Annotated in this window: 26 protein-coding genes and 1 tRNA gene; 15 read left to right on the forward strand and 12 right to left on the reverse strand. The window is 70.3% G+C overall.

The annotated features are described in order from the left end of the window. Positions 1-246: 246 nt before the first annotated feature. Positions 247-333 (reverse strand) — tRNA-Leu (locus ACIPY5_RS09000). Positions 334-596: 263 nt separating this feature from the next. Between ACIPY5_RS09000 and ACIPY5_RS09005 the strand changes: the two genes are divergently transcribed. From ACIPY5_RS09005 to pknB, 7 genes are all read left to right on the forward strand, one after another. Further along, positions 597-1325, forward strand: a complete 729-nt coding sequence (locus ACIPY5_RS09005; RefSeq protein WP_400969431.1) for an FhaA domain-containing protein — start codon at positions 597-599, stop codon at positions 1323-1325. A 42-nt stretch (positions 1326-1367) separates the two neighbouring features. After that, positions 1368-1883, forward strand: a complete 516-nt coding sequence (locus ACIPY5_RS09010; protein WP_309341969.1) for an FHA domain-containing protein — start codon at positions 1368-1370, stop codon at positions 1881-1883. Between the two features lie 9 nt (positions 1884-1892). After that, on the forward strand, positions 1893-3143 hold the full coding sequence (locus tag ACIPY5_RS09015) for a PP2C family protein-serine/threonine phosphatase (RefSeq protein WP_400969435.1): 1251 nt from the start codon (positions 1893-1895) through the stop codon (positions 3141-3143). Beyond that, entirely contained in the window at positions 3140-4537 is a 1398-nt protein-coding gene (locus tag ACIPY5_RS09020) for an FtsW/RodA/SpoVE family cell cycle protein (protein ID WP_400969438.1), read from the forward strand. The genes ACIPY5_RS09015 and ACIPY5_RS09020 overlap by 4 nt, the downstream gene beginning before the upstream one ends. Next, positions 4534-5997, forward strand: coding sequence for a peptidoglycan D,D-transpeptidase FtsI family protein (locus ACIPY5_RS09025; RefSeq protein ID WP_400969441.1), 1464 nt, complete (start codon positions 4534-4536; stop codon positions 5995-5997). The genes ACIPY5_RS09020 and ACIPY5_RS09025 overlap by 4 nt, the downstream gene beginning before the upstream one ends. Then, positions 5994-7736 carry a protein kinase gene (locus ACIPY5_RS09030; RefSeq protein WP_400969444.1) on the forward strand — a complete coding sequence of 581 codons (1743 nt, stop codon included), beginning with the start codon at positions 5994-5996 and terminating at the stop codon, positions 7734-7736. Before ACIPY5_RS09025 ends, ACIPY5_RS09030 begins: the two co-directional genes overlap by 4 nt. Before the next feature lie 65 nt (positions 7737-7801). After that, a complete protein-coding gene (gene pknB, locus ACIPY5_RS09035) occupies positions 7802-9502 on the forward strand; it encodes a Stk1 family PASTA domain-containing Ser/Thr kinase (RefSeq protein ID WP_400969890.1) in 1701 nt (566 codons plus the stop codon). Positions 9503-9545: 43 nt separating this feature from the next. On the opposite strand, the gene ACIPY5_RS09040 is transcribed toward pknB, so the two are convergent. Then, positions 9546-9719: a hypothetical protein gene (locus ACIPY5_RS09040; RefSeq protein ID WP_400969447.1), complete on the reverse strand. Its 174-nt coding sequence runs from the start codon at positions 9717-9719 to the stop codon at positions 9546-9548. Next, positions 9719-10507: a class E sortase gene (locus ACIPY5_RS09045; RefSeq protein ID WP_400969450.1), complete on the reverse strand. Its 789-nt coding sequence runs from the start codon at positions 10505-10507 to the stop codon at positions 9719-9721. The genes ACIPY5_RS09040 and ACIPY5_RS09045 overlap by 1 nt, the downstream gene beginning before the upstream one ends. Before the next feature lie 77 nt (positions 10508-10584). On the opposite strand from ACIPY5_RS09045, the gene ACIPY5_RS09050 reads away from it, so the two are divergent. Further along, positions 10585-10824, forward strand: coding sequence for a cell division protein CrgA (locus tag ACIPY5_RS09050; protein ID WP_309341958.1), 240 nt, complete (start codon positions 10585-10587; stop codon positions 10822-10824). Positions 10825-11119: 295 nt separating this feature from the next. On the opposite strand, the gene ACIPY5_RS09055 is transcribed toward ACIPY5_RS09050, so the two are convergent. Continuing rightward, positions 11120-12010, reverse strand: coding sequence for a rhomboid family intramembrane serine protease (locus ACIPY5_RS09055; protein ID WP_400969453.1), 891 nt, complete (start codon positions 12008-12010; stop codon positions 11120-11122). 28 nt (positions 12011-12038) lie between these two features. Beyond that, a complete protein-coding gene (locus ACIPY5_RS09060; protein ID WP_400969456.1) occupies positions 12039-12596 on the reverse strand; it encodes a peptidylprolyl isomerase in 558 nt (185 codons plus the stop codon). 130 nt (positions 12597-12726) lie between these two features. On the opposite strand from ACIPY5_RS09060, the gene ACIPY5_RS09065 reads away from it, so the two are divergent. Next, positions 12727-13236, forward strand: a complete 510-nt coding sequence (locus tag ACIPY5_RS09065; RefSeq protein ID WP_309341954.1) for a DNA helicase — start codon at positions 12727-12729, stop codon at positions 13234-13236. 68 nt (positions 13237-13304) lie between these two features. Then, positions 13305-13754 (forward strand): YbaK/EbsC family protein, encoded by a 450-nt coding sequence (locus tag ACIPY5_RS09070; protein WP_309342017.1) that lies wholly within the window; start codon positions 13305-13307, stop codon positions 13752-13754. A 15-nt stretch (positions 13755-13769) separates the two neighbouring features. Here the strand turns inward: ACIPY5_RS09070 and ACIPY5_RS09075 are convergent, their stop codons facing one another. Continuing rightward, a complete protein-coding gene (locus ACIPY5_RS09075) occupies positions 13770-14198 on the reverse strand; it encodes an NUDIX domain-containing protein (protein ID WP_309341952.1) in 429 nt (142 codons plus the stop codon). Between the two features lie 38 nt (positions 14199-14236). Further along, a complete protein-coding gene (locus tag ACIPY5_RS09080) occupies positions 14237-15871 on the reverse strand; it encodes an amidohydrolase (protein WP_400969461.1) in 1635 nt (544 codons plus the stop codon). A gap of 134 nt (positions 15872-16005) precedes the next feature. On the opposite strand from ACIPY5_RS09080, the gene ACIPY5_RS09085 reads away from it, so the two are divergent. Then, a complete protein-coding gene (locus ACIPY5_RS09085) occupies positions 16006-16464 on the forward strand; it encodes a hypothetical protein (RefSeq protein ID WP_309341948.1) in 459 nt (152 codons plus the stop codon). Positions 16465-16497: 33 nt separating this feature from the next. Here ACIPY5_RS09085 and ACIPY5_RS09090 read toward each other — a convergent pair whose 3' ends face one another. Beyond that, positions 16498-17319 carry a cytochrome c oxidase assembly protein gene (locus ACIPY5_RS09090; RefSeq protein ID WP_400969464.1) on the reverse strand — a complete coding sequence of 274 codons (822 nt, stop codon included), beginning with the start codon at positions 17317-17319 and terminating at the stop codon, positions 16498-16500. Between the two features lie 230 nt (positions 17320-17549). Between ACIPY5_RS09090 and ACIPY5_RS09095 the strand changes: the two genes are divergently transcribed. From ACIPY5_RS09095 to ACIPY5_RS09110, 4 genes are all read left to right on the forward strand, one after another. Next, positions 17550-18734, forward strand: coding sequence for an anion permease (locus ACIPY5_RS09095; RefSeq protein ID WP_400969467.1), 1185 nt, complete (start codon positions 17550-17552; stop codon positions 18732-18734). 17 nt (positions 18735-18751) lie between these two features. Beyond that, positions 18752-19042, forward strand: coding sequence for a hypothetical protein (locus tag ACIPY5_RS09100; protein WP_309341944.1), 291 nt, complete (start codon positions 18752-18754; stop codon positions 19040-19042). Next, entirely contained in the window at positions 19039-19725 is a 687-nt protein-coding gene (locus ACIPY5_RS09105; protein WP_400969470.1) for a DUF3349 domain-containing protein, read from the forward strand. The genes ACIPY5_RS09100 and ACIPY5_RS09105 overlap by 4 nt, the downstream gene beginning before the upstream one ends. A 242-nt stretch (positions 19726-19967) precedes the next feature. After that, positions 19968-21089 (forward strand): M24 family metallopeptidase, encoded by a 1122-nt coding sequence (locus ACIPY5_RS09110; protein ID WP_400969473.1) that lies wholly within the window; start codon positions 19968-19970, stop codon positions 21087-21089. A gap of 122 nt (positions 21090-21211) precedes the next feature. Here the strand turns inward: ACIPY5_RS09110 and ACIPY5_RS09115 are convergent, their stop codons facing one another. From ACIPY5_RS09115 to ACIPY5_RS09130, 4 genes are read right to left on the reverse strand one after another with little or no spacing between them, the layout of a single operon-like run. Next, a complete protein-coding gene (locus ACIPY5_RS09115; RefSeq protein ID WP_400969476.1) occupies positions 21212-22066 on the reverse strand; it encodes an ABC transporter ATP-binding protein in 855 nt (284 codons plus the stop codon). Next, positions 22063-22977 (reverse strand): ABC transporter ATP-binding protein, encoded by a 915-nt coding sequence (locus ACIPY5_RS09120; protein ID WP_400969479.1) that lies wholly within the window; start codon positions 22975-22977, stop codon positions 22063-22065. The genes ACIPY5_RS09115 and ACIPY5_RS09120 overlap by 4 nt, the downstream gene beginning before the upstream one ends. Further along, positions 22974-23900 (reverse strand): ABC transporter permease, encoded by a 927-nt coding sequence (locus tag ACIPY5_RS09125; RefSeq protein ID WP_400969482.1) that lies wholly within the window; start codon positions 23898-23900, stop codon positions 22974-22976. Before ACIPY5_RS09125 ends, ACIPY5_RS09120 begins: the two co-directional genes overlap by 4 nt. After that, positions 23897-24964, reverse strand: coding sequence for an ABC transporter permease (locus ACIPY5_RS09130; protein WP_309341932.1), 1068 nt, complete (start codon positions 24962-24964; stop codon positions 23897-23899). Before ACIPY5_RS09130 ends, ACIPY5_RS09125 begins: the two co-directional genes overlap by 4 nt. Between the last annotated feature and the right edge of the window lie 47 nt (positions 24965-25011).

Raw genomic sequence — 25011 nt, forward strand, 5'->3', positions numbered from 1 at the left:
ACGAGGTCATCGGAGACGAGCTCACATCGCCTCTGTCCGAGCTTCTTGCCGCTGAACGCGGCTGGAGCGCACTGGAGGCCGGACAACCCCTCGAGACGGCCGCATCCCTAGCCGAGGCAGAACAAGCCCACAGAAGCCCGGACAAACAAGAACAGGCCACCCCGAAGGGTGACCTGTTCTCTGTTGTTCCCGTAGGTGACCTGCTGCCTGCCCTGCAAGTACAGGGCGATTGCAGTAAGCCTCCTATGGTGCGCGAGGGGGGACTTGAACCCCCACGCCCTTGCAGGCACTGGCACCTGAAGCCAGCGCGTCTACCTATTCCGCCACTCGCGCATGTCGGTCCTCGCGAACCAACCTCCCGAGAATATCACGCCCCGACGCCCACTCCGAACCGACGCCGCACCCGGCCGTGTCGAGCGCACGGCAACGCGTCGGACGCACGGGCTGCGCACGCGAACGTCCCGTGCGCTCGGCGGGATCCGGCGCGTTCGCCGTCGAACCCCGCGCCCGCACGGCATCCGGATCGCGCCGTCCGGGGGATCATTCAGGCCTTGTCGCTACGATGTGCGTACCGATCGGTGAGCCATGGGAGCCCAGTGGGACTACTAGACAGCTTTGAGAAGGGTCTCGAGCGCGCAGTGAACAGCGCGTTCGCGAAGACCTTCCGCAGCGGCATCCAGCCCGTGGAGATCGCTTCGGCACTGCGTCGCGAGATGGACACGAAGGCGGCCGTCGTCAGCCGCGACCGCATCATCGTGCCGAGCACCTTCCTCGTGCACCTGAGCGGCGAGGACGCGACCGCCATGCACGGACTCGGATCCGCCCTCCTCGACGAGCTGCACGTCCTGGTCAAGGAGCACGCCCGCGCGCAGGGCTACAGCTTCTCCGGTCCCGTGAACATCGCCCTCGAAGCCGACGACAAGCTCGCGACGGGCACCGTGCGCGTCGAATCCGCCTCCACGCGGAGCAGCGGACGCGTCACCTGGCAGGCCGTCGTCACCACCGGCGGCACCCGTCACCCCGTCATCAAGGCGCGCACGGTCATCGGCCGGGGCAGCGACGCCGACATCACCATCAGCGATGCCGGATCCAGCCGCAAGCACGCCGAGGTGCTGTGGGACGGCGATCACGCCATGCTCCGCGATCTCGGCTCCACCAACGGCACCAAGCTCAACGGCCAGCGCGTGCGCGAGGCCCAGCTGGAGAGCGGCATGGTCATCACGATCGGCCGCACCGACCTGATGTTCGAGGTCGTGCCCGTCTCCGAGCCGGCCCGCGGCGGCCGCGGCGACGACGCCACCCGCGCGTTCGGGGTCAATCCGTGATCGCGGCCCGCGGCGGGCGCGCCATCGTGAGGAGCAGCCGTCATGAGTGAACTGACGCTCCTCCTCCTCCGCATCGGCTTCCTCGTGCTGATGTGGTTCTTCGTCTTCGCCGTCGTCTACTCGCTCCGCGCGGACCTGTTCGGCGTGCGCGTGCGCAAGCTGCCCCAGGCGGAGGCCGCGGCGAGCGCCCCCGCGGCCAAGCCCGCCCCGCCCGCGAAGACCCCGGCCGCGCCGAGGAGCAGGCCCGGCGGACCCGCCACCACGTCCACCGTCGCCAAGCTCGTCATCACCTCCGGCCCCAAGGCCGGCCTCGAGGTGCCGCTGGGATCCGAGCCGATGTCGATCGGCCGTTCGAGCGAGTCCGGGCTGGTCATCCGCGACGACTACACGTCCAGCCATCACGCGCGCCTGCTGCTCTGGGGCGATCAGTGGATGCTCCAGGATCTCGACTCCACGAACGGCACATTCCTGAACGGCGAGCGCGTCGGCGCCCCCGTCGCCGTGTCGATCGGCGCGCCCATCAAGGTGGGCGCCACGACGTTCGAGCTGCGGGCGTAACCGGCGACCATGGTCTTCGAGGGCTCGAGCGCCGCGATCTCCCACACCGGGAAGGTCCGCTCCAACAACCAGGACTCCGGCTATGCCGGGGCGAACCTGTTCGTCGTCGCCGACGGCATGGGCGGCCACGCGGGCGGCGACGTCGCCAGCAGTCTCGCGATCCACCGGCTGCAGAACCTCGACCACGCGTACCCCTCGACCATGGACGCGGAGGCCTCGCTGCAGGCCGCCGCCACGACCGCAGCGGGCGACATGATCCGCGCCGTCAAGGACCGTCCGGAGCTCGCCGGCCTCGGCACCACGCTCGACGCGATCATCATGGTCGACGACTACGCCGTCATCGGCCACATCGGCGACTCCCGCATCTACCTCTACCGCGACGAGACGCTGACCCAGATCACCACCGATCACACCTTCGTGCAGCGCCTGGTCGACTCGGGCCGCATCACGCCGGAGGAGGCGCGCTATCACCCGCGCCGCTCCGTCCTCATGCGCGTGCTCAGCGACATGGACGCGGATCCCGAGCTCGACATGTTCGTCATGCCGACACTGCCGGGGGACCGCTGGCTGCTGTGCTCCGACGGCCTCTCCGGCGTCGTCGACGAAGTGCACATGGAGAAGACGCTGCGCCTCGGCATGGCCCCCGGACGCACCGCGGACGGTCTGCTGAAGTATGCGCTGGACGGCGGCGCCCCCGACAACGTCACGATCGTGATCGTCGACGTCGGCGGCCAGCACCCCGTGCTCTCCGGATCCGCGACCGTCGTCGGCGCCGCGGCGAACCCGCAGGGCATCATCGTGCCCGCTGCGCGCCCGGCGCGCCCGAGCTGGCTGCACCCCGTGCGCCAGGCGGCGAACGAGCCCACGCACTTCGAGCCCGCCGCCGACTACCTCGAGGAGCTCATCGAGGAGGACCACCGCCGCTCAGTGCGGCGCCGCGTCGGTTGGATCACCGGACTCCTCGTGGTCATCGCGCTCATGGCGGCCGCGCTGTTCGGCGCCTATGCGTGGACGCAGACCCGCTACTTCGTAGGGGTCTCCTCCGACACCGACACAGTCGCCGTGTTCCAGGGGATCCAGCAGGATCTCGGCCCGATCTCCCTCTCGCACGTGTACGAGGACACCGGCATCAAGATGTCGGATCTGCCCAGCTTCAACCAGTCGCTCGTGCAGCAGACCATCACCGCACGCTCCCTCGACGACGCGACGGCCATCGTCGGGCGCCTCCGCGCCTCGGCCGGGACGGGGAAGACGCCATGACCGCCACCGCACCCGCCCCCGACGCCGGAGACGTCGCGGCCGACACGGCCGTGCTGCGCGCGCTGCGCCGGATCCGCGGCCCGCAGACGCAGCGCAACCGCGAGTTCTGGCTCCTGCTCTTCGCCGTGGTCGTGGCAGGCTCGGCCCTCACCCTCGTGCAGCTGGGCGCGCTCGGCCACATCGACCCGATGATCCTGCTCATCGGCGGCGGGCTCGCCGTGCTCGTGTTCGCCCTGCACATCGTGCTGCGCTTCGTCGCCAGCGATGCGGATCCGTTCGTCCTCCCGATCGCGACGCTCCTCACCGGCGTCGGCATCGCCGAGATCTACCGGATCGACATCGCCAATCACGACACGGGCTGGAACGCGTCCTCCAACAAGCAGCTCATGTGGATGGCGATCTCGGTCGCCGGTGCGATCGCCCTCGTGATCTTCCTGCGCAACTACCGCGTGCTGTACAAGTACACGTACCTCTCCGGGCTGGCGGGCCTGGTGCTGCTGATCCTGCCCTTCATCCCCGGCCTCAAGGCCGACGCGAACGCCGACGTCTGGATCTCGATCGGCGGGCTCGGCTTCCAGCCGGGCGAGCTCTCGAAGATCTTCCTGGCGATCTTCTTCGCGGGCTACCTCGTGCGCACGAGAGAGAGCCTGTCGTCCGTGGGCAAGAGGTTCGCCGGCATCACCTGGCCGCGCATGCGCGAACTGGGACCCGTGATCGTGGTCTGGCTGATCTCGCTCGCCATCATCGTCGCGCAGCACGACCTGGGCACCGGCGTGCTCATCTTCGGCATGTTCATCGTGATGCTCTACGTCGCCACCGGGAAGACCAGCTGGGTGCTCATCGGCGTCGTGGGCGTGGTGATCGGCGTCGCGGTCGTGGCGCAGTTCCTGACCTACGTGCAGAACCGCTTCAACACGTGGATCAACGCCTTCAACCCCGACCTCATGGAGGATCAGAGCTACCAGCTCACGCAGGGCATCTTCGGCCTCGCGCACGGCGGCCTGCTCGGCACCGGCCTCGGCCAGGGGCGCCCGCAGATCACGCCGGTCGCCGAGAGCGACTTCATCATCACCAGCCTGGGTGAGGAGATCGGCCTGATCGGCCTGTTCGCCGTGCTGTGCCTGTACATGGTCTTCGTCAGCCGCGGCCTGCGGATCGGCGTCGCCGGTCAGGACGACTTCGGCAAGCTGCTCGCGGTGGGCGTCTCGTTCACGATCGGCCTGCAGGTCTTCATCATGGTCGGAGGCGTCACCCGCGTGATCCCGCTGACCGGCCTCACCACGCCGTTCCTCGCGGCGGGAGGCTCCTCCCTCATCGCCAACTGGCTCATCGTCGGCCTGCTGCTGCGGATCTCCGACGGCGTGCGCCGCCAGCCCAGGGTGGTGATCGGATGACCAAGGAACTCCGAAGGATCAGCATCCTCGTGCTGGTCATGTTCCTCGCCCTGTTCGGCTCGGTGAGCTGGATCCAGGTCGTGCAGGCGGATGCGCTCGCGCAGAACGACGCCAACCGGCGCACCCGGCTGGACAGCTACGAGATCCAGCGCGGATCCATCCTCGCCGGGGACACCCCGATCGCCACGTCGACCCCGTCGGGGGACATGTACTCGTTCCAGCGCGTGTACACGGATCCGCAGATGTGGTCCTCGGTCACCGGCTACTACAACCCCGCACTGGGCAGCGCGACCGGCATCGAGAAGGCCATGAACAGCGAGCTCAGCGGCACCGGGGGCTCGAACTTCCTCTCGACGATCGAGCGCATCGTCTCGGGCCAGCCGCAGAAGGGCGCGAACGTCCGCCTCAGCCTCGACCCCGTCGCGCAGAAGGCCGCCTACGACGCGCTGCAGGGCCTCCAGGGCGCCGTCGTCGCGATCGAGCCGAAGACGGGGCGGATCCTCGCGATGGTCTCCACCCCGGGCTACGACACGAACAGCCTCGCCGTGCACGACTCGAAGGCCGCCAACGCCACCTACGACGGCCTCGTCGCCGACCCGAACAAGCCGCTGTCGAACCGGGCGATCGGGGGGAACATGAACCCTCCCGGGTCCACGTTCAAGCTCGTCGTCGCCGCCGCGGCGCTCGACTCCGGCAAGTTCACCATGCAGTCGACCTTCCCGAACCCCGCCGCGTTCACGCTGCCGGGCACCACCACCGCCGTGCACAACTCGTGGGGCGGCACGTGCCCCGGCGGCGACGGGCAGACCGTGAGCCTCGCCGATGCGATCCGGTACAGCTGCAACATCCCGATGGCCGAGCTCGCGGTGCAGCTCGGGGACAAGGCGATCCGCTCCTCAGCGGAGAAGTTCGGCTTCGGCAAGGAGTTCTCGCTCCCGCTCGAGTCGACCGCGTCCACATACCCGAAGAGCCTCTCGCCCGACAAGACGGGTCTCACGGGCTTCGGGCAGGGCGACGTGCGGGCGACGCCTCTGCAGATGGCCATGGTCTCGGCCGGCATCGCGAACAACGGCATCGTGATGAACCCGCGCATGGTGGATCAGGTGCTCGGCGACGACCTGTCCGTGCTGAAGCAGATCGACAACAGCGAGTTCGGGCAGGCGATGAGCTCCGACCAGGCCGCGGCGATCACCGCCGCCATGCAGGCGTCGGTCTCAAGCGGCGCGGCGCAGGGTGCAAGAATAGACGGAGTCGACGTGGCCGGTAAGACGGGCACAGCGGAGAACGGTGACACGAACCCTTACACGCTGTGGTTCACCGGCTTCGCGCCCGCTTCGAACCCGGAGATCGCCGTTGCGGTCGTCGTCGAAGACGGCGGTGGGCAGGGACAGTCCGGATCCGGTGATGCGATCGCATCACCGATTGCCAAGAAGGTCATGGAGGCGGTGCTGAAGAAATGAGGCCGACGCAGGGTGTGCATTTCGGCGGTCGCTACGAGCTGCAGTCTCGGATCGCCATCGGTGGCATGGGCGAGGTATGGGAGGCGACCGATCACGTCATCGGACGGACCGTCGCCATCAAGATCCTCAAGGACGAGTACATGGGGGATCCCGGGTTCCTCGAGCGCTTCCGCGCCGAGGCCCGCCACGCGGCCCTCGTGAACCACGAGGGCATCGCGAGCGTCTTCGACTACGGCGAGGAGAACGGCTCGGCCTACCTCGTGATGGAGCTCGTCCCCGGCGAGGCCCTCTCCACGATCATCGAGCGCGAGGGATCCCTCAGCGCCGACAAGACGCTCGACATCGTCGCCCAGACCGCCTCCGCGCTGCAGGCCGCGCACGCCGCGGGCCTCGTGCACCGCGACATCAAGCCCGGCAACCTGCTGATCACCCCGGACGGCCGCGTCAAGATCACCGACTTCGGCATCGCCCGGATCGCCGACCAGGTGCCGCTCACGGCCACCGGCCAGGTCATGGGCACCGTGCAGTACCTCTCGCCCGAGCAGGCCTCGGGACACGCCGCATCGCCGGCCACCGACATCTACTCGCTCGGCATCGTCGCGTACGAGTGCCTGGCGGGGAAGCGCCCGTTCACGGGCGAGTCCCAGGTCGCGATCGCCATGGCGCAGATCAACGACACCCCGCCGCCGCTGCCCGCGACCGTGCCGCAGCCGGTGCAGAACCTCGTCATGGCCATGATCGCGAAGAAGCCGGCCGACCGGCCGAGCTCCGCGGCCACGGTCGCGCGCGCCGCGCAGGCGCTGCGCCGCGGCGACCTGAACTCCGCGGCGATCGCGGTGCCGGCCGTCATCGCCGGCGTCGTGGGCGCCGGTGCCGTCGCGGGTGCGGCGGGCGACGACGCCATGACCCAGCTCCTGGGCGCGACGCAGGGCGCGACCACGATCATGCCGACGACCGCGCAGATCCCGACCGAGGCCGATGAGGCCCCGGAGAAGAAGAAGCGCAGCCCGTGGACCTGGCCGCTCATCGCACTCATCGCGCTGCTGATCATCGTGCTCGGCGGCACGTTGGCCGCGCTGCTGTCGAACCAGAAGGCGCCGGAGCCCGCTCCGTCGAGCTCCGCGGTCTCGACGCCGCCCAAGACGCCGACACCGACGCCCACGCCCACCCCGACCTCCGACACGGTCGCGCTCGGCACGCTCAACCTGATCGGGCAGACCTGCGACGCCGCCGTGCAGACGCTCAAGGGCGCCGGCCTCGACGGCACCTGCTCCACGGGCGACCACGCCTCGTCGCAGGACAAGGTCGGCACGATCTACAGCACCGATCCGAGCGGCGGCAACGTCAAGAAGGGCACCGTGGTGCAGCTCACGGAGTACGGCGACCTCGTCCCGATCGGCGCACCCGACTCCGCTCCGAAGCTCGCCGGCAACGCGACCGCGGGCGGAACCGTGCAGTTGAGCTGGGCCGGCTTCGTGTGCCCGAGCGGCACCGGCAACGTGTCCGGCTACGTGGTGACCCTCACCAACGCGACGTTCGTCGGCGACGGCTCCCAGAAGACCTTCGACGCCAACACGCTCAACGCGGAGATCTCGATCGCCAATCAGCCGGGAGCGCAGGTCACCGCGACCTACCTGGCGCTGTGCGGCGACAGCAAGCGCGAGAGCGGACCGTCGCCGCAGATGGCGCAGCCGATCCTGCCGGGCACCGGCCCGGTCACACCCGCTCCGACGCCCTGAGCGGCCCGAAAGCACATCCAACAAGAGAACCAGGGGGGTCCTCTGTGGCGACGATCACGCGCGTCATGGCCGGTCGCTACCGCGTCGATGACCTCATCGGCCGCGGTGGCATGGCACATGTGCACCGGGGATACGACCTGACCCTCGGGCGCGAGGTCGCGATCAAGATCCTGGACCGGGAACTCGCTCGCGACGCCGCGTTCCGCACCCGGTTCCGGATGGAGGCGCAGGCGGCCTCGCGCATGTCGCACCCCTCGATCGTGCGCGTGTTCGACGCGGGCGAGGACAGCACCGCGGAGGCCGGCGGGACTCCCGCCGAACCGGTCCCCTTCATCGTCATGGAGCTCGTGCCCGGCGACCTGCTGAAGGACATCATCGCGCGAGGCCCCGTGGCGACCGTCGATGCCGTGCGCTACGCGGACGGCATCCTCGAGGCGCTGGAGTACTCCCACCGCGCCGGCGTCGTGCACCGCGACATCAAGCCCGGCAACGTCAAGGTGACCCCGGACGGCACGGTCAAGGTGATGGACTTCGGGATCGCCCGCGCCGTCTCGGACTCCTCCTCCACGGTCGCCGAGACCACCCAGATCATCGGCACCGCCGCATACTTCTCCCCGGAGCAGGCCAAGGGGGAGCAGGTCGACGCCCGCACCGACCTGTACTCCGCGGGCATCGTGCTGTACGAGATGCTGACGGGACGCCAGCCGTTCCGCGGAGACTCGCCGGTCGCCGTCGCCTACCAGCACGTCAGCGAGACGCCGCTGCCGCCGAGCGAGGTGCACGACGAGGAGCACTCCGCCGCCGAGCTCGAGCGCATCCGCGCCCTGGATCCGGTCGTGCTCCGGGCGATGGCGAAGGATCCGTTCCAGCGCTTCCCCGATGCGGTCTCGTTCCGCACCGCGCTCGACGACGCCGTGACCGGCGCCGTGCCCACGAAGAAGCAGCTGTCCTCGCTCACCAGCGAGCTCTACGGCCCGAGCCCGCGGCACGCGCAGGAGACCGCGCGCACGCTGCGTCAGCTCTCGACCGACACGACCATGACGCGCACGCAGTCGGGGCCTCCGGTGGCCTGGATCTGGGCGGGCGTCGCGCTGCTCGTCGTGCTGATGGCCTCGGTGCTGATCTGGGTGCTCGCGATCAAGCCCACCGCGGATGTGCCGACCGCCACGCGATCGGTGCCGAGTCTTGCGGGTCAGACCTACGAGTCGGCGGTCGCGCTGCTCGCGAAGAGCGACCTGCGCGCGATCCGCATCGATCAGGCGGATGCGACCGTCGACAAGGGCAAGGTCGTCAGCACGGAGCCCGAAGCCGGCGCGCACATGGACAAGGGGCAGTCGGTCACCGTGTACGTCTCCTCCGGCGCCGCCGATGTCGCCGTACCCCAGCTGGTCGGCCTCAGCGCCACCGCCGCGAAGGACACGCTGTCCAAGGCCGGTCTGCAGCTCGGGTCCGTGACCCAGAGGAACGATCCGCGCACGCAGCACGACATCGTGCTGTCGTCGAGCGTGCAGGCCGACACCAAGGTGGCACCGGGCACCGTCATCGATCTCGTCGTGGCCAGCGGCGTCGTGACCCTCAACGACCTCACCGGCTGGACGCTCGAGTCCGCCACCCAGACCCTGCAGCAGCTGGGGCTGACCGCGAACCCGATCGAGAACCCGCAGTGCAAGGCCACCGACCCCAAGACCGTCGCATCGATGTCGGCGCCTCCGGGGGACGTGCCCGTGCTGTCCACGATCGACCTGACCTACTGCACCGGCAAGTAGCTGCCGGGCCGCGACCGGGGCTCTTGAAGAGCCCCGGTCCCGCTCAGGTCGCGGTCGGCGTGGGTTCGATGCTGACGTCGCCCGGCGAGATGAACGGGCTCACCCAGGGGAACACCCAGAACATCAGGCCGTAGAGCACGGCCGCGAGCAGCGCGAGCACGATGATCACCCGCACCCACCAGGGGCCGGGGAGGATCCGCCACAGAGCGCCGTACATCAGCTCACCGCCTTCAACGATGCCGGGGCGCCCAAGGCCCGCGGCTGGAAGCTCTCGAACACCCCGTACGCCACGATGCGCTCGGCCAGCGAGTACAGCGGCGAGCACGCGGTGAGGGTGATGTACCGGCCCCCGGCGGCGACGCCCGGCTCCTGCGGAACGGGATCCAGCACGTCGACGCTGTCGGGTGTCACGTACTCCAGGGTCCGGAACCGGTAGGTGTACCACCCCTGCTCCGTCTCGATCACGATCGCGTCGTTCAGGTGCAGCTTGTCGAGCTGGTTGAAGGGCTTGCCCCAGGTGGTGCGGTGCGCGGCCATCGTGAAGTTGCCGGGCTGTCCGGGCATCCCGGAGGTGGGATACACACCGATCCAGCCGTGGTCGAGGGTGTCGGGCCTGGTCACCCCGCCCGCGATCTGCACGTTGTAGTCGGATCCCCACCGCGGCACGTGCATCTGCGCGCCCCAGGGGACGCCGTTCGCGGGCGGGGTCATCACGGGCGGCTCATACCGGGGATGGGCGCCGTCGACGCCGTTCCCGTCGTCGATCACGGGCGGCAGGGCCGGCGCGGGCGCCTTGGCCCAGGCCTGGGAGATCTGCTGCCCCTTGTCGTTCGCGGACGCGCTCATGATGATGTCGCCGATCCACATCTGCCAGGCGGCGTACAGCAGCACCACCACGCCCGCGGTCAGCAGCAGCTCGCCGAGCACGCTCACGACCGTGGCGCGCCGGCGCGGGCGTCGGCCCCGGGCGGCACGGCGCGTGGCGGCTCGCGGGGCGTCGGTCATCCCGCGATCCTACCGAGCGGACCTTGCCGCCGGAGGTCAGCCTGATGTCGGGAGGGTCCGTTGGGTAGACTGTGCGCATGGCACGATCCCGCAAGCCCGAAGAAGCCGTCGCAGAGAAGGTCGACGGCGAAGCCGCACCCAACGCCGTGTGGTTCAAGCCGGTCATGGTCGGCTTCATGCTGCTGGGCCTCGCCTGGATCCTGGTCTTCTACATCACCGGCATGCAGTACCCGATCCCGGGTCTGCAGTCCTGGAACCTGCTGATCGGCCTCGGCATCGCCCTGATCGGCTTCCTGATGACCACGCGCTGGCGCTGACGTCGCCCTCCTGTTCTCCGAAACGCCCCCGCTCTCCGCGGGGGCGTTTCTGCATTCCACCCTTCGACAGGCTCAGGGACCGACCGGTTCAGGGACCGCCGTAGCCCGTCATCCGCAGGGTTGTCCACGGATCTGAGGGGTTATCCACATTCTGGGGATGGATATGCACACCCCGTCCCCGAAGTTATCCACAGATCTATCCCCATGTGGGGAGAATTACACGCCTGTCATTCACACCCTCGGCAGAACGACGAACGGCCCCCGCCCGAAGGCGAGGGCCGTTGTGCGGCTGGGGTCAGTGACCGGCGGTGATCAGCAGAGGCGGAACGATCGCGACCACGGCGAGCAGTACGAGGACGAGCGCGGAGACGAGCCCGATCCACCAGAACTTGGTCGTGCCGCGACCGCTGGTCCGGACGTAGATGAGCGCGACCAGGGCGCCGGCGACCGCGCCGCCGATGTGCGCCTGCCAGGCCACCCCCGGGACGATGAAGCCGTACACGAAGTTGATCACGAGCACGACGAGGATGCCGATGACGTTCGCGCCGAGATGCCGGCCCACGACGAGCAGCGCGGCGAGGAGTCCGAAGATCGCCCCGGAGGCGCCGACCGTCGGGGTGCCGGGCGACATCAATGCGACGCCGACGGACCCGGCGAGGCCGCTCACCAGATAGAGGGTGAGGAACTTCGCGCGGCCGATCAATGGCTCGAGGCTCTGGCCGACCATCCACAGAGCGAGCATGTTGAGGCCCAGGTGGATGAAGTTGCCGTGCACGAGCAGCGTGGTCAGCAGACGCCAGGGCTCGAACGGCGCCCCCGACAGGGACGGATAGAGATTGCCGGCCCAGAACTGCAGGTTGCTCGTGAGGAACCCGCCGATCCCGGGCACGAACTGCAGCAGGCTAACCGCCGAGGTGATCGCGAGGATCCAGTACGTCACGAGCGGACGACCGCCGACGGCGGTCATCGAACGCGCGCCCCAGCGCCGGTTGGCCCGGCGCTGGGCGGGCGTCTGATTGCGACGCTGCTCCTGCATGCACTCGGGGCAGATCACCCCGACCGGAGCCTGGGTCTGGCACTCCGGGCAGATCGTGCGCATGCACCGCTGGCACAGCACGAAGCTCTGCCGGCCGGGATGCCGGTAGCAGAAGTTGTCGGGATTCGCGTGGAACTCCGAAGTCGTCATCCGTGCGCTCCGGAGTCCGGGGGCGGGGTCAGTTCGCGACGATGTCGACGGACTGCAGCACGACGTCCTCGACCGGACGGTCGCCCGCTCCGGTGCGCACGGCCGCGATCTCGTCCACGACGGCCTTGGAGGCGTCGTCCGCGACCTCGCCGAAGATCGTGTGCTTGCCCTGCAGCCACGGGGTCGGGTCGGTCGTGATGAAGAACTGCGAGCCGTTGGTGCCCTCGGCCTGACCGGTGATGGCGTTACGGCGCAGGCCGGCGTTGGCCATCGCGAGGATGTAGGGCTCGTTGAAGTTCAGCTCGCCGTGGATCTCGTCGTTGAAGGTGTAGCCGGGGCCGCCGACGCCCTGTCCGAGCGGGTCGCCGCCCTGGATCATGAAGTTCGGGATGATGCGGTGGAAGATGACGTCCTTGTACAGCGCGCCCTCGCCGGGCTTGCCGGTGGCCGGGTGCGTCCAGGATCCGGTGCCGTCGGAGAGTTCGACGAAGTTCTTCACGGTGCGGGGAGCGTGGTCACCGAAGAGGTTGATGACGATGTCTCCGTGGTTGGTGTGCAGCGTGGCGACGTGAGTGGCGTGAGGCATGGGTCCATTCTCGCATCGGATCCCCTGCAGTCTCCGATTCCCCCAGGAACTTCTCCGACGCACACCCGCCACTCAGGAGCTTGTCTGGCAAGATGGTGAGTCCGAACCCCGTTTCGATTGGGAGGGCATCGTGAGCCTGAGCCGCAAGCGTCAGAAGGAACTCCGCCAGCTGCAGAGCGAGGCCGCCAAGCTGTGGGCCGCCCAGCAGGTCGTCGTCGGCGAGGCCGCGAACGTCGCCCGTGAGGCGGGTCGTCAGCTCGACAACTTCCGCCGCGAGCAGGTCGTGCCCACGGTGCAGGACGTGTACGAGCACCGCGTGGTGCCCGCCGTCGACAAGGGGGTCAAGTTCTCCCGCGACGTCGTCGACCACAAGGTCGTCCCGGCGATCGGCGGCGTCGTCGGATCCGCCCTCACCGCGTGGGACATCGCGAACGCCAAGCGCACCGGAACCGCGCACACGCCCCGCGCCGTCCTCGCCGCGCCGGCCGAGCGCAAGAGCGGCCTCGGCATCGGCGCCGTGATCGCGATCATCCTCGGCGCCGCGGCAGCCGTGGGCGTCCTGGTGGCGGCCTGGCAGGCGCTGCGCGCCGACGACGAGCTCTGGGTCGCCGACGACCCGCTGAACGCCCCCGAGGCGTGAGCACCTCCGCGTCGCCGGTCCCCGATCCCGCGGAGGAGTCCGCCGAGGGATCGGATCCGCACGCCCGCGTGCGCGATGCCGCGGCCGAACGCGGCCTCGACATCGAGATCCGGCAGCGCCCGGCCGCCCACAGCCTGCAGGAGGCCGCGGCTCTGCTCGGCCTGGACCCGTCCGGCATCGTGAAGACCCTCGTGGTCAAGCGGAGCGACGACACGTTCCTGTTCGCGCTGATCCCCGGCGGGCGCAAGATCTCCTGGCCCAAGCTGCGCGCCCTCGTCGGTGTCAATCGGCTGAAGCTGCCGGATCCGGCCGTCGCGCTGGCCGCGACCGGCTATGAGCGCGGCACGATCGTCCCGATCGGCAGCACCACCGCGTGGCCGGTGTTCGCGGACGAGACGATCCGCGGTCGTCGGATCGCGATGGGCGCGGGCGCGCACGGCTACAGCCTGTTCGTCGACGGCGACGCCCTCATCACCGCGTACGACGCGACCGTCGCCGACATCTCAGAGCCGGAGTAGCCGCAGGCAGACGGATCAGGCCGCCACGCCGGCCATGCCGAGGGCGATGTCCACGAGCCGCACGCGCTGCAGGCCGGCGACCTCGTCGAGCCCGTACCAGGCGGCCATGTCGGTGGATCCGTTCTTCTCGAAGCGGAGCTTCCCGCTCGTGATCCGCGCGCGGTAGACGATGCGCAGGGTGTGCAGAGGCTCGGTCGCGCCCGGCGTGACCCGGCGGCGGGCGGGGATCACCCGGGAGTGGATCCCGAGCAGCTCGTCGACGACCACCTTGTAGCCGGTCTCCTCGCGCACCTCGCGGCGGACGGCGGCCTCGGGGTCCTCACCCGGTTCCAGCCCGCCTCCCGGCATGGTCCACGACACCCGGCGGCCCTCGGTCCACCGCGCCAGCAGCACCCGCCGGTCATCGTCGAGGATGACCGCGTATGCCGCGACCCGCATGTCCATGGTTCACACCCTAGGACGTCGCAGCCGGTATGGCGCGGTCAGCTCACGCGCCGCCCGCCGAGGTGCACCTCTCGCACCACCGCCTCGGCCAGCTCCTCCGCCGGAACCGTCAGCGGATCCCGGTCCAGAACGACGAGATCGGCGAACAGGCCGGGCGCCAGGGATCCGACCTCGTGCTCGCTGAACAGCTGCCACGCCGCGTTGGTCGTGTGCGCGGCGAGCGCCTGCGCGCGCGAGACCGCGGTGCCGGCGGGCATGACCCGCCCGGAGCGCGTGCGCCGGGTCTCCGCCACCGCCATGTTGCGCAGCGGTTCGGCGGGCGTGACCCATCCGTCGTTGTGGAAGGTCGCGCGATGACCGGCCGCGAACGCGGCGCCCGCGTCCGCCCATGCTCCGCCCCGCTCCGGACCGAACAGGTCGTCCACGAGCACCTCGCCCCAGTAGGTGATGTGGTCGACGAACAGGCTGACGGTCACGCCGAGCTCCGCCGCGCGGGCGAACTGCGCCGCGGTCATCGCCCCCACGTGCTCCAAGCGGAAACGGTGATCGGTCAGACCGTGCTTCTCGATCAGCCGCTCGTAGACGTCGAGCGTCTCGTCGATCGCGAGGTCGCCGTGCGCATGACAGGCGAGCTGCCAGCCGGCGGCGGCGTAGGGCTCGGCGATCCCGTGCAATTCCTCGGCCGTGTAGTTCGAGGATCCCCGGTGGTGCGGCTCGAGGCCGAGCGACCTGGTCGCCGCCGTGTCGAGGTACGGGAAGCTCGTGGCGATGTTGCCCACCCACGGGGAGCCGTCGGTCCAGGTCTTGACGCCGATCTGGCGCACGATACCGTCCTCGGCGTCTGCGGCCCCGTCGACGGGGTCGCTCGCGTTCGACGGACGTGCGGCGGGCGTTCCTCCGGGGCGGGACATCTCGTACCACCGCAGCCGGAGCGGCATCCGGCCGGCGGCGCGCAGCGCATCGACGACCGGGTTCAGCGCCGGGTTCCAGCTGAGGTCGGAGACGGTCGTGATCCCGCGACGGGAGAGATCTGCGAAGTGCGCCCCGAGCAGCTCGACGATGTCGGCCTGGGCCGACCGCAGGAGCGGAGCCACGACCTGCTCCACGGCCGCGGCCTCGAGAGCCACACCGCTCAGCTCGCCGTCCGCGGTACGACCGAACGACGCGCCCGCCGGATCGGGGGTCTCCCTGTCCAGTCCCGCCATCCGTGCCGCGGCGGCGTTGAAGTACGCCGAGTGGCCGGAGTTGTGCACGATCGCGAGGGGAGTGGATCCGGCGAGGTCGTCGAGCAGCCGCATGTCGGGATCCGGGAGCCCGCGCTGGAGCAGGGCGTCCCACCCGCTCGCGTACACCGGGCGTCCCTCGGCGGCGGCGAGCGCGGCGCGCAAGGCCGAAATGACGCTCTCCGCATCCGGCAGGACGACGGGCCGCAGGTCGAGCACGCGGTCGGACAGCAGCACGGCCGCGGTTCCGGGGTGCCCGTGCGGCTCGATGAGCCCCGGCATCGTCCAGCCGTCCAGCGCCACGCGCTCCGCGGAAGGGTCCTGCGCCGCGAGGTCCGCGGTCGCGCCGACCGCGATGATGCGTCCTTCGTCGTCGACCAGGAGCGCCTCGACGAGGTCGGCGGCGGCGGGGGAGAGCGGTCGGATCCGGCCCGTGAACAGCGTCGTCATGAAGCCCATCGTGGCAGGTCCTGCGTCGCGGCGAGGCTTCTCGTCGATCGATCAGTTCTGAAGAAGCGCCCGTGCGCACGCGTTCGTAGGCTGACGATGTCCCCGGATCCGCGGGGCGCTGACAGGAGGATGCCATGACCGAGAACACCGCTCCCGTGCTGACCGAGTTCGAGCGCGCCGCCGTCAAGGAGGCCGCGAAGGAGAGCCGCACCCGCGTCGCGCGGAAGAAGATCTCCGCCGAGGAGGCCCGCGCGGCCGGAGAGGCCGACGTCCTGGCCAAGATCGCCGAGATGGACGCCGAGGACGCCACGCTCGCCGAGGCCCTGCACCGGCTGGTCGCCGAGAACGCCCCGCACCTCGTGCCCCGCACGTACTACGGCATGCCGGCCTGGGCCAACGCCGCCGGCAAGGTCGTCTGCTTCTTCAAGCCCAAGGCCAAGTTCAAGGTGCGCTACGCCACCTTCGAGTTCGAGTGGCCCGCCCGGCTCGACGACGGCGCCGTGTGGCCGGTCTCCTATGCCGTGACCGCGCTCTCGGCCGCCGACCTCGCGTTCCTCGGCGACCGCATCCGCACGGCCGCGCCCGCGGAGTGACGAGGAGCGGATCCGGCTCCCGCGCCGGATCCCTCACTCCCCGCGCAGGTGCGCGGCGGTGAGCTCCGCCATCTCCTCGTCGCTGAGCTCATCCATGCTGCGCGACTCGCGCCGGTCGGAGCGGATCCATCGCATCATCAGGATCACGAGGATCGGCACATCGACGATCTCGGCGATGAACCACAGGAAGTCGCCGGAGAGCTGCTGATCGCGCAGCGGATTCGGGAACCAGACCGGCAGCGCGCCGGGCCAGGCGCCCGCATGGTCGAAGACGACCGTCCCCAGGCGCAGCAGCACGCCCGGGATCGCGTCGAGCACGAGCTCCACGAACGCGAACATGAACTCGGCCACGATGAACAGGCTCGTGCGCGCGACGGTGTGCGCGGCCATCGGCAGGATCATGAGCAGTCCCAGCAGCGGCACGATCGCCGATGCCACGCCTTCCGCGATCGGATTGATCCGCAGCACCGCGGACAGCGGCGTGAAGAACAGGGCGAACACGAGGCACGTGAACACCGGCGCCATGATCGCGTTGCCGAAGAACTTCGCGAGCCAGGAGCGCAGGAAGCCGTTCACCCGGGCGCGGGGCCGTGAGGAGAGCACCGCGCGAGCCAGCGACACCGGCCGTCCGAGCGTGACCAGGACCGGCACGACGAACATGAGCAGGGCGATCCGCGTCGAGAAGGCCCAGCGCAGCGCCGGGCTCCAGGTGCCGAGGAACCCGAAGGACACGACGGCGTAGGAGCCGAGACCGAGCAGCAGGTACATCAGCGTGAGTCGCAGCGGCCAGCGGTGGCCCCTTCGGCGCAGCACCTCCACCCCGCCGAGGTAGAGACCGGCTGCGACGATCAGCACCACGAGAGCGGTGGGATCCAGGCTCCAGGTGCTGAGGAAGACGGGGATGGGAGGCGTGGCGGGTTCCGATCTGCTGTGCGGCCGCCGTGAGGCTACGCCCGACGGCTATGCGGACGGTGAAGGCCCTCCTCGATCGCTCGCGGCGGGTGCGCTTAACGCCCGATGAACTCTCGCCGTCGAGTGCACGACACCGCCCGTTCGCGCTTCCGCAACGCGGAATGCTGACGGTCATGAGCGCCGAAGTGATGATCCTCATCCTGGTGGTCGTGACCGCACTCGGTTTCGACTTCACCAACGGATTCCACGACACCGGGAACGCGATGGCCACCTCCATCGCCACGGGGGCGCTCACGCCGAAGGTCGCGGTGGCCCTCTCGGCGATCCTGAACCTCGTGGGCGCCTTCCTCTCGGTCGAGGTCGCGGCGACCATCACGAAGGACGTGCTCACGATCCAGGGCCCGAGCGGCGATCTCGTGCCGGGCCTGAACCCCGAATCGGCGATGATCATCATCTTCGCCGGCCTCGTCGGCGGGATCCTGTGGAATCTGCTGACCTGGCTGCTCGGCCTGCCGTCCAGCTCCTCGCACGCCCTGTTCGGCGGTCTCATCGGCGCCGGGATCGCGGGGGCCGCGACCGTCAACTGGGCCGGCATCGTCGGGAAGATCATCGTCCCCGCCGTGCTCTCCCCGCTCATCGCCGGCATCGTGGCGGCGGTCGGAACCTGGCTCGTCTACCGCCTCACCCGGTCCGTGCACGCCAAGCACCGCGAGGCGGGATTCCGCTGGGGACAGATCGGCACCGCGTCGCTCGTCTCGCTCGCGCACGGCACGGGCGATGCGCAGAAGACCATGGGCGTGATCGCCCTCGCCCTCATCGCGCACGGCACGCTCACCGGCGATCAGATCCTGAACGAGGGCCTGCCGATCTGGATCATCGTGACCTGCGGCGCGGCGATCGCACTCGGCACGTACCTCGGCGGCTGGCGGATCATCCGCACCCTCGGCAAGGGCCTGGTCGAGATCGAGTCGCCGCAGGGGCTCGCCGCGGAGGCGTCCTCCGCCGCCATCATCCTCACGTCCAGCTCCATGGGCATGGCGCTGTCCACCACGCACGTCGCCACCGGATCGATCCTCGGATCCGGCGTGGGACGCCCCGGTGCGCAGGTGCGGTGGGGGATCGCGGGCCGCATGGTCACGGCCTGGCTCATCACGATGCCCGCCGCGGGCGTCGTGGGCGCTCTCTGCTTCTTCCTCGCCCACGGCATCGGCGGGCTCGCCGGCGCCGTCACCGTGTTCGTCCTGCTGCTCGCGGCCGCCGCCCTCCTCTATCTGCGCAGCCGCCGGCAGAAGGTCGACCACAACAACGTCAACGCCGAATGGGACGGCTCCGTCGTGCCCGAGGGCGCGGCGGCCTGAACCGAAGGACGGATGAGATGAACTTCGACATCGCGCAGATGGCGCTCTCCGCGGGCCGCGTGCTGCTGGTCGGCCTGCTGTTCGGCGCGGGTCTTCCCGCCCTGTTCGCGATCGGCATGCGGCTGCAGTCGGCCGGCACCGGGGAGGTCGACGGCGAGGCCCCTGGGACGCGCCGTCCGCTGCTGACCGCGGCGGGCTGGATCCTGTTCGCCCTCGTGATCGCCGTGGTGCTCACCGGAGTGCTCTTCATCACGCGGCTCAGCATCTACCACTACTTCGGCATCTCGCTGTTCGGAGTGGGCAAGTGAACGGCAACGTCCTCTCCCGCGTACTGGACTGGCTGCGCGCCGGCTATCCGGAGGGCGTGCCGCCCAAGGACTACTCGCCGCTGCTGGCCCTCCTGCAGCGGACGCTCACCGCCGAGGAGCTCGCGGAGGTGGTCGCGGCGCTGGCCCGGCAGGAGACGGATCCGGTGCGGGTGTCGCAGATCCGGGCGGCGATCGCCGACGTGACCTCGGCGAGTCCGGGCGCCGACGAGGTGCGCCGCGTGGCCGTCCTGCTCGCCGACCGCGGAGTGCCGCTGAGCACCAAGGCGCAGCGGATCGTGGGCGATCGGACGATCCTCGCCGCGGCGGCCGCGGGCGGCTCCGGTGCGGAGTCGCCGGAGGACTCCGGTGCGGGATCCGCCGGCGCTGAGCCGTCGGACGCCAACCCCATCGCCCAGGCGCTGCGCTGGCTGGGGGCGGGCTATCCGGAGGGGATCCCGGCGCAGGACCGCGTGCCGATCCTCGCGCTGCTGCGCCGCCGCCTCACCGATGACGAGGTGCAGGAGGTCTGCGAGGCCGTCGCCGCGCAGAGCGGAGCGGATCCGGAGATCTCCCTCGTCGACGCGCAGGTGCTCATGATGAAGGTGCTCGGCGACCTCCCCGGCGACGACGACGTGGACCGCGTCCGCACCCGCCTGGAGCAGTCCGGCATCACCCTGACCTGACCGCCCCCCTTCTTTGACCGCGAGACTCCAACTGGGCGACGAGACTGCACTCTAGAACCGCAGTCTCGTCGCGGAGTTGGAGTCTCGCGGTCAGGCGAATCGTCTGGGCGGGAGGGGCGACGGAGCGGATGCGGCGGACGATTCGCCGGGGATCCGCGAGTGGGCGGCGGTTCATCTCGATCCTGGAATATGTCCCGCCGAACCCCTGGCGCGGCCGGGTGGCGCGGACGTAGCGTGGAGGGGTGAGCACGCCCTTCCCCGCCTCCGTGTACGCCGCCCGCCTCGACCGCGCCCGCGCCCTGACCGCTGATGCCGGACTCGACGCGATCGTCGTCGGACCCGGTCCCGACCTGACCTACCTCGCGGGCGTCGAGGGGGACACGATCGAGCGGCTGACCGCTCTCGTGATCCCGGCCGCCGGGGATCCGACCGTCATCGTGCCGCGCATGGAGCTCGCCAAGGTGCGCGACACCGCCGTCGGTGCGCTCGGCCTCGCCGTGGCCGACTGGGTGGACGGGCAGGATCCCTATGCGCTCGTCACCGCCGCGATACCAGAGGCCCCCGCGCGGCTCGGCGTCTCGGATGCGCTGCCCGCCCTGCACGTGATCCCGCTCGCGGACCGTCTCGGCCTGCGCCCCGAGCTCGCCACGCCCGTGCTGCGCGAGGGACGGATGATCAAGGACGACGCCGAGATCGCCGAGCTGCGCCGCGCCGGCGACGCGATCGACGCGGTGCACCGTCGCGTGCCCGGCCTGCTGCGCGCCGGCCGCACCGAGCGCGAGGTCGGCGCCGACATCGCCGCCGCGATCGTCGAGGAGGGGCATCGCACGGTCGAGTTCGTGATCGTCGCCTCCGGACCCCACGGCGCGGATCCGCACCACGAGGTCTCGGACCGGGTGATCCAGGACGGCGACATCGTGGTCGTGGACATCGGCGGCGCCGTGCCGGCCGGCTACAACTCCGACAGCACCCGTACCTACGCGGTGGGCGAGCCGGATCCCGAGGCCGCCCGACGGATCGCCGTGCTCGTGCGCGCCCAGCAGGCGGCCGTCGACGCGGTGCGCCCCGGCGTCACCGCCGAGCAGGTCGACGCGGCCGCCCGCGAGGTGCTCGCCGCGGAGGGCCTGGCCGAGGCCTTCCTGCACCGCACCGGCCACGGTATCGGCGTCACGACGCACGAGGAGCCGTACATCGCACCCGGCAACGACCTCCCGCTGCGCGAGGGCATGGCGTTCAGCATCGAGCCGGGGATCTACTTCCCCGGCGAGTGGGGATCCCGGATCGAGGACATCGTGGTCGTCACCGCCGACGGCTGCGTGAACCTCAACACCACCCCGCACGAGCTGACGCCCGCGGGTCGCTGACCGAGGGCGCCCTTCGTCTCGTCGCTGCGCTCCTCGCTCAGGGACCGGTAGGCACCCGCACGTGGGTCTCCCGGCGCGGGCGCAGGGGGGCGAGCCCGCGCCGGGAGGTCTGTGGGGCGTGCTCAGCGCACGCGGTCGAGCGCCTCGGGGATCTCGACGCGCCAGGACGAGGGCGCCTCCGAAGCAGGGGCGGCGGGCAGCACGCCCTCGCCGTCCGGGTGGGGGATGGCATCGAGCAGCGCCGCCGTGTACGGGTGCACGGGCTGGGCCCACACCACGGGAGTCGCGCCCGACTCGACGATCCGGCCGCGGTACATCACGGCGACGCGGTCGGCCATGAGCCGCACCACGGACAGGTCGTGCGAGATGAACAGCATCGCCGCGCCCGAGGCCACGCACAGTTCGCGCATCATGCCCGCGACCGAGGCCTGGGCGGAGGCGTCCAGCGCCGAGATCGGCTCGTCCGCGACGATGAGATCCGGCTTCGCGGCGAGCGCGCGGGCGATCGCGACCCGCTGCCGCTGACCGCCGGAGAGCTGGTACGGATACCGGTTCTCGAGAGCGGGCGAGAGGCCGACGGCCTTCAGCCAGTGCGATGGCGCCTCGGTGTCGACGCCGCGGGCGATCGCCGCGCGGGATCCCTCGGCGATCTGCTGCGCGATGCGGATCCGCGGGTTCAGCGAGGAGTTCGGATCCTGGAACACCATCTGGATCGCGGTGAGCTCCGCAGGGCGCGTGCGCATGCCGAGGGGCTGCACCGAGCGGTCCCGGTAGAGCACCTCACCGGCCCGCGGCTTCTCCATCCCGATCACGGCCCGAGCCGTCGATGACTTCCCGCAGCCGCTCTCTCCGACGAGCGCGAGCACCTCGCCGGCGGCGATGTCGAAGGAGACGCCGTCCACGGCGCGGAACGCGGCCCGGCCGCCGTACTCGACGACGAGGGAGTCGACGTGCAGGACCGGCTTCTGAGCACTCATCGGGTCTCCTCGGAATCGTCGGCGTCCGTCATCCCGGGCGTAGAAGCGGACGGATCGCCGGACGGATCGGTCGCGGATCCGGCCTCCACAGGAGCATCCACGAGGGAATCCTGCGCGTCGGGCATCGCGTCCAGCAGCTCGCGCGTGTAGGGATGCTGGGGGTCCTGGAAGATCTGCTGCCGGGATCCGGACTCGACGATCAGCCCGCCCCGCATCACGGCGACCTCGTCGGCGACCGCGCTCATCACGCCGAGGTCGTGCGTGACCAGCAGCACAGCCAGGTCACGCTCGGTCGCGAGATCGCGCAGCAGGTGCAGGATCCCCGCCTGCACCGTCACGTCGAGCGCGGTGGTGGGCTCGTCGGCGAGCAGGACCTCGGGTTCGCAGGCCAGCGCGATCGCGATCGCGATGCGCTGCCGCTGACCGCCCGAGAACTGGTGCGGGTACTTCTGCAGCGCTTCCTCGGGGTTCGGCACGCGCACCAGTGCGAGCAGCTCGGCGGCGCGCTTCCTGGCCTCGGCGCGGGACAGGTTGAGATGCGTGCGGATGCCGTCGGCGAGCTGGGATCCGACCGTGATCTGCGGATGCAGGCTGGCGGAAGGATCCTGGAAGACCATGCCGATCCGCTTGCCGCGCACGGTGCGGTAGGCCTTGCCCGTCATGCCGACGAGCTGGACGTCGGCCTTGCCCGCGCCACCGAGGACGATGGATCCCGACGCCGTGCCGCCCGCGGGCAGCAGCCCGAGGATCGCCATCGCGGTCATGCTCTTCCCGGATCCGGATTCGCCGGCGAGGCCCTGGATGCGTCCGGGGACGAGATCGAGCGAGATGCCCTTCACGACCTCGGTGCGGTTGCGACGGCTCTGGCCGAGCTCGACGTGCAGATCGCGGATCGCGAGCGCGGCGGTCACTGTGCCACCTCCCCGGTCGATGCGGCGGCGGAGACCGCCGTGGGCGATTCCGCCTCGCGCTCGCGGGCGGCGAGCGGGTCGAGGGCGTCGCGCAGCGAGTCGCCGATGAAGTTGAAGGCCATCACGATGCTGAGGATCGCGATGCCGGGGAACAGGCCCAGCCACCAGGCCGAGGGATTCTGCATGGCCGCGGCGATCATCGTGCCCCACTCGGGCGTCGGCGGCTGGGCGCCGAGACCGAGGAAGGACAGACCGGACAGCAGCAGGATCGCGGTGCCGATGTCGAGCGACGCGAGCACGAGCACCGGGCCGGCGATGTTCGGCAGCACGTCCCGCAGGAGCGAGCGCAGCGGGGACGAGCCCAGCAGGCGGCCGGCGATCACGTAGTTCTGCGTGCGCAGGCCGAGCACGAGCGACCGCGTGATGCGGGCGTACGGCGGCCAGGCCACGATGATTCCGGCGATCACGGCGTTCATGATCGACGGGCCGAGGGATGCGGCGATGACCATGGCGAGGATCACGGTCGGGAACGCCATGACCATGTCGGTGATGCGCATGAGCACCTCGTCGAACCAGCCGCCGAGGTAGCCGGCGACGGCGCCCACGACGGTGCCGACGATCATCGCGCAGACCACGAGCATGAGGGCGAGCGGGATCGTCGCCTGCGCTCCGAGCAGCAGGCGCGAGAACATGTCGCGGCCGTTGACGTCGGTGCCCATGATGGCCTCGCCGCTGGGCGGTGCGAGACGGGGGAGGTCCTGCGCGAGCGGGTCGTGCGGGGCGATCCAGGGCGCGAGGATCGCGACCACGATCCACATCAGCGCGATCACGGTGCCGACGATGGCCAGCGGGGTGCGCCAGGCGCGCGGCAGCCAGGGGCGGCGGCGCTTCGGGGCGACCTTCTCGGGGATGACGAGGTTCACGACAGCCTCACTCGCGGATCCAGGACGCCGTAGAGCACGTCGACGACGAGGTTGATGACGAGGTAGATCACGCCGACCACGAGCCCGACGCCGGTCACGGCGAGCAGGTCGAGGTTCTTCGACGCGTTGTACGCGTAGGTGCCCAGACCGGGCCACGCGAACACCGCCTCGACGAGCACGGTGCCGGAGAGCAGGCTGCCGAACGCGATGCCGACGAGGGTGAGGATCGGCAGCGCCGCTCCTCGCAGCACGTAGCCGACGACGACCCGGCGGCCGCTCAGGCCCTTCGCCCTGGCCGCCCTGGCGTAGTCCATGTCGAGCACCTCGAGCACCGAGGTGCGCACGAACCGGGTGAGGGTGGCGATCGTGAACAGGCTCAGCACGAGCACCGGCAGGGCCAGGTGGCCGATCGCGTCGACGAAGCCGACCGAGTCGCCGTTCAGGAGGTAGTCGATCGTGTAGAAGCCGGTGATGCGCGGCGGCGGGGTGATCGTGGGGGAGATCCGGCCGGATCCGCTGACCCAGTGCAGGTTCATGAAGAACAGCTGGTAGCAGAGGATCGCCATCCAGAACGTGGGGATGCTGAGGCCGATCAGGGTGACCACGCGCACGACCTGGTCGGTGACCTTACCGCGACGGTAGGCGGCGAGGGTCCCGAGCACGATCGCGACGGCGAGGCTGATGATGATCGCGTAGAAGGCGATCTCCGCGGTCGCCGGCACGGCCTTGGCGAGGTCGGCGGAGACCGGCTGCCCGGACTTCAGCGAGGTGCCGAGGTCGCCGCGCAGCAGGTTGCCGACGTAGATGAAGAACCGGATCCACACCGGCTGATCGAGTCCGTACTTCTGCCGGAACGCCTCGACCGTGGCGGGGTTCGACGCGGCGCCCTCGCCGAGGGCGGCGCGCACAGGGTCGCCGGGCACGATCACGGTGAGGGAGAAGGTGACCAGCACGATCCCGAACAGCAGGATCACGCTCGTCACGGCCCGCCGGGCGAGGAAGCGCAACAGGGTGTGCTGCGCCTTCCGCGACGTGCGGGTGGCGATGGCTTTCGTCTCGGACACAGGGGGCTTCCGGGTCTACGGGGCGGAGAGGGCGTGGTGCTGCGGGG

Origin of the sequence: Microbacterium sp. NPDC089698, from assembly GCF_044749045.1 — a bacterium.
Taxonomy (GTDB): Bacteria; Actinomycetota; Actinomycetes; order Actinomycetales; family Microbacteriaceae; genus Microbacterium.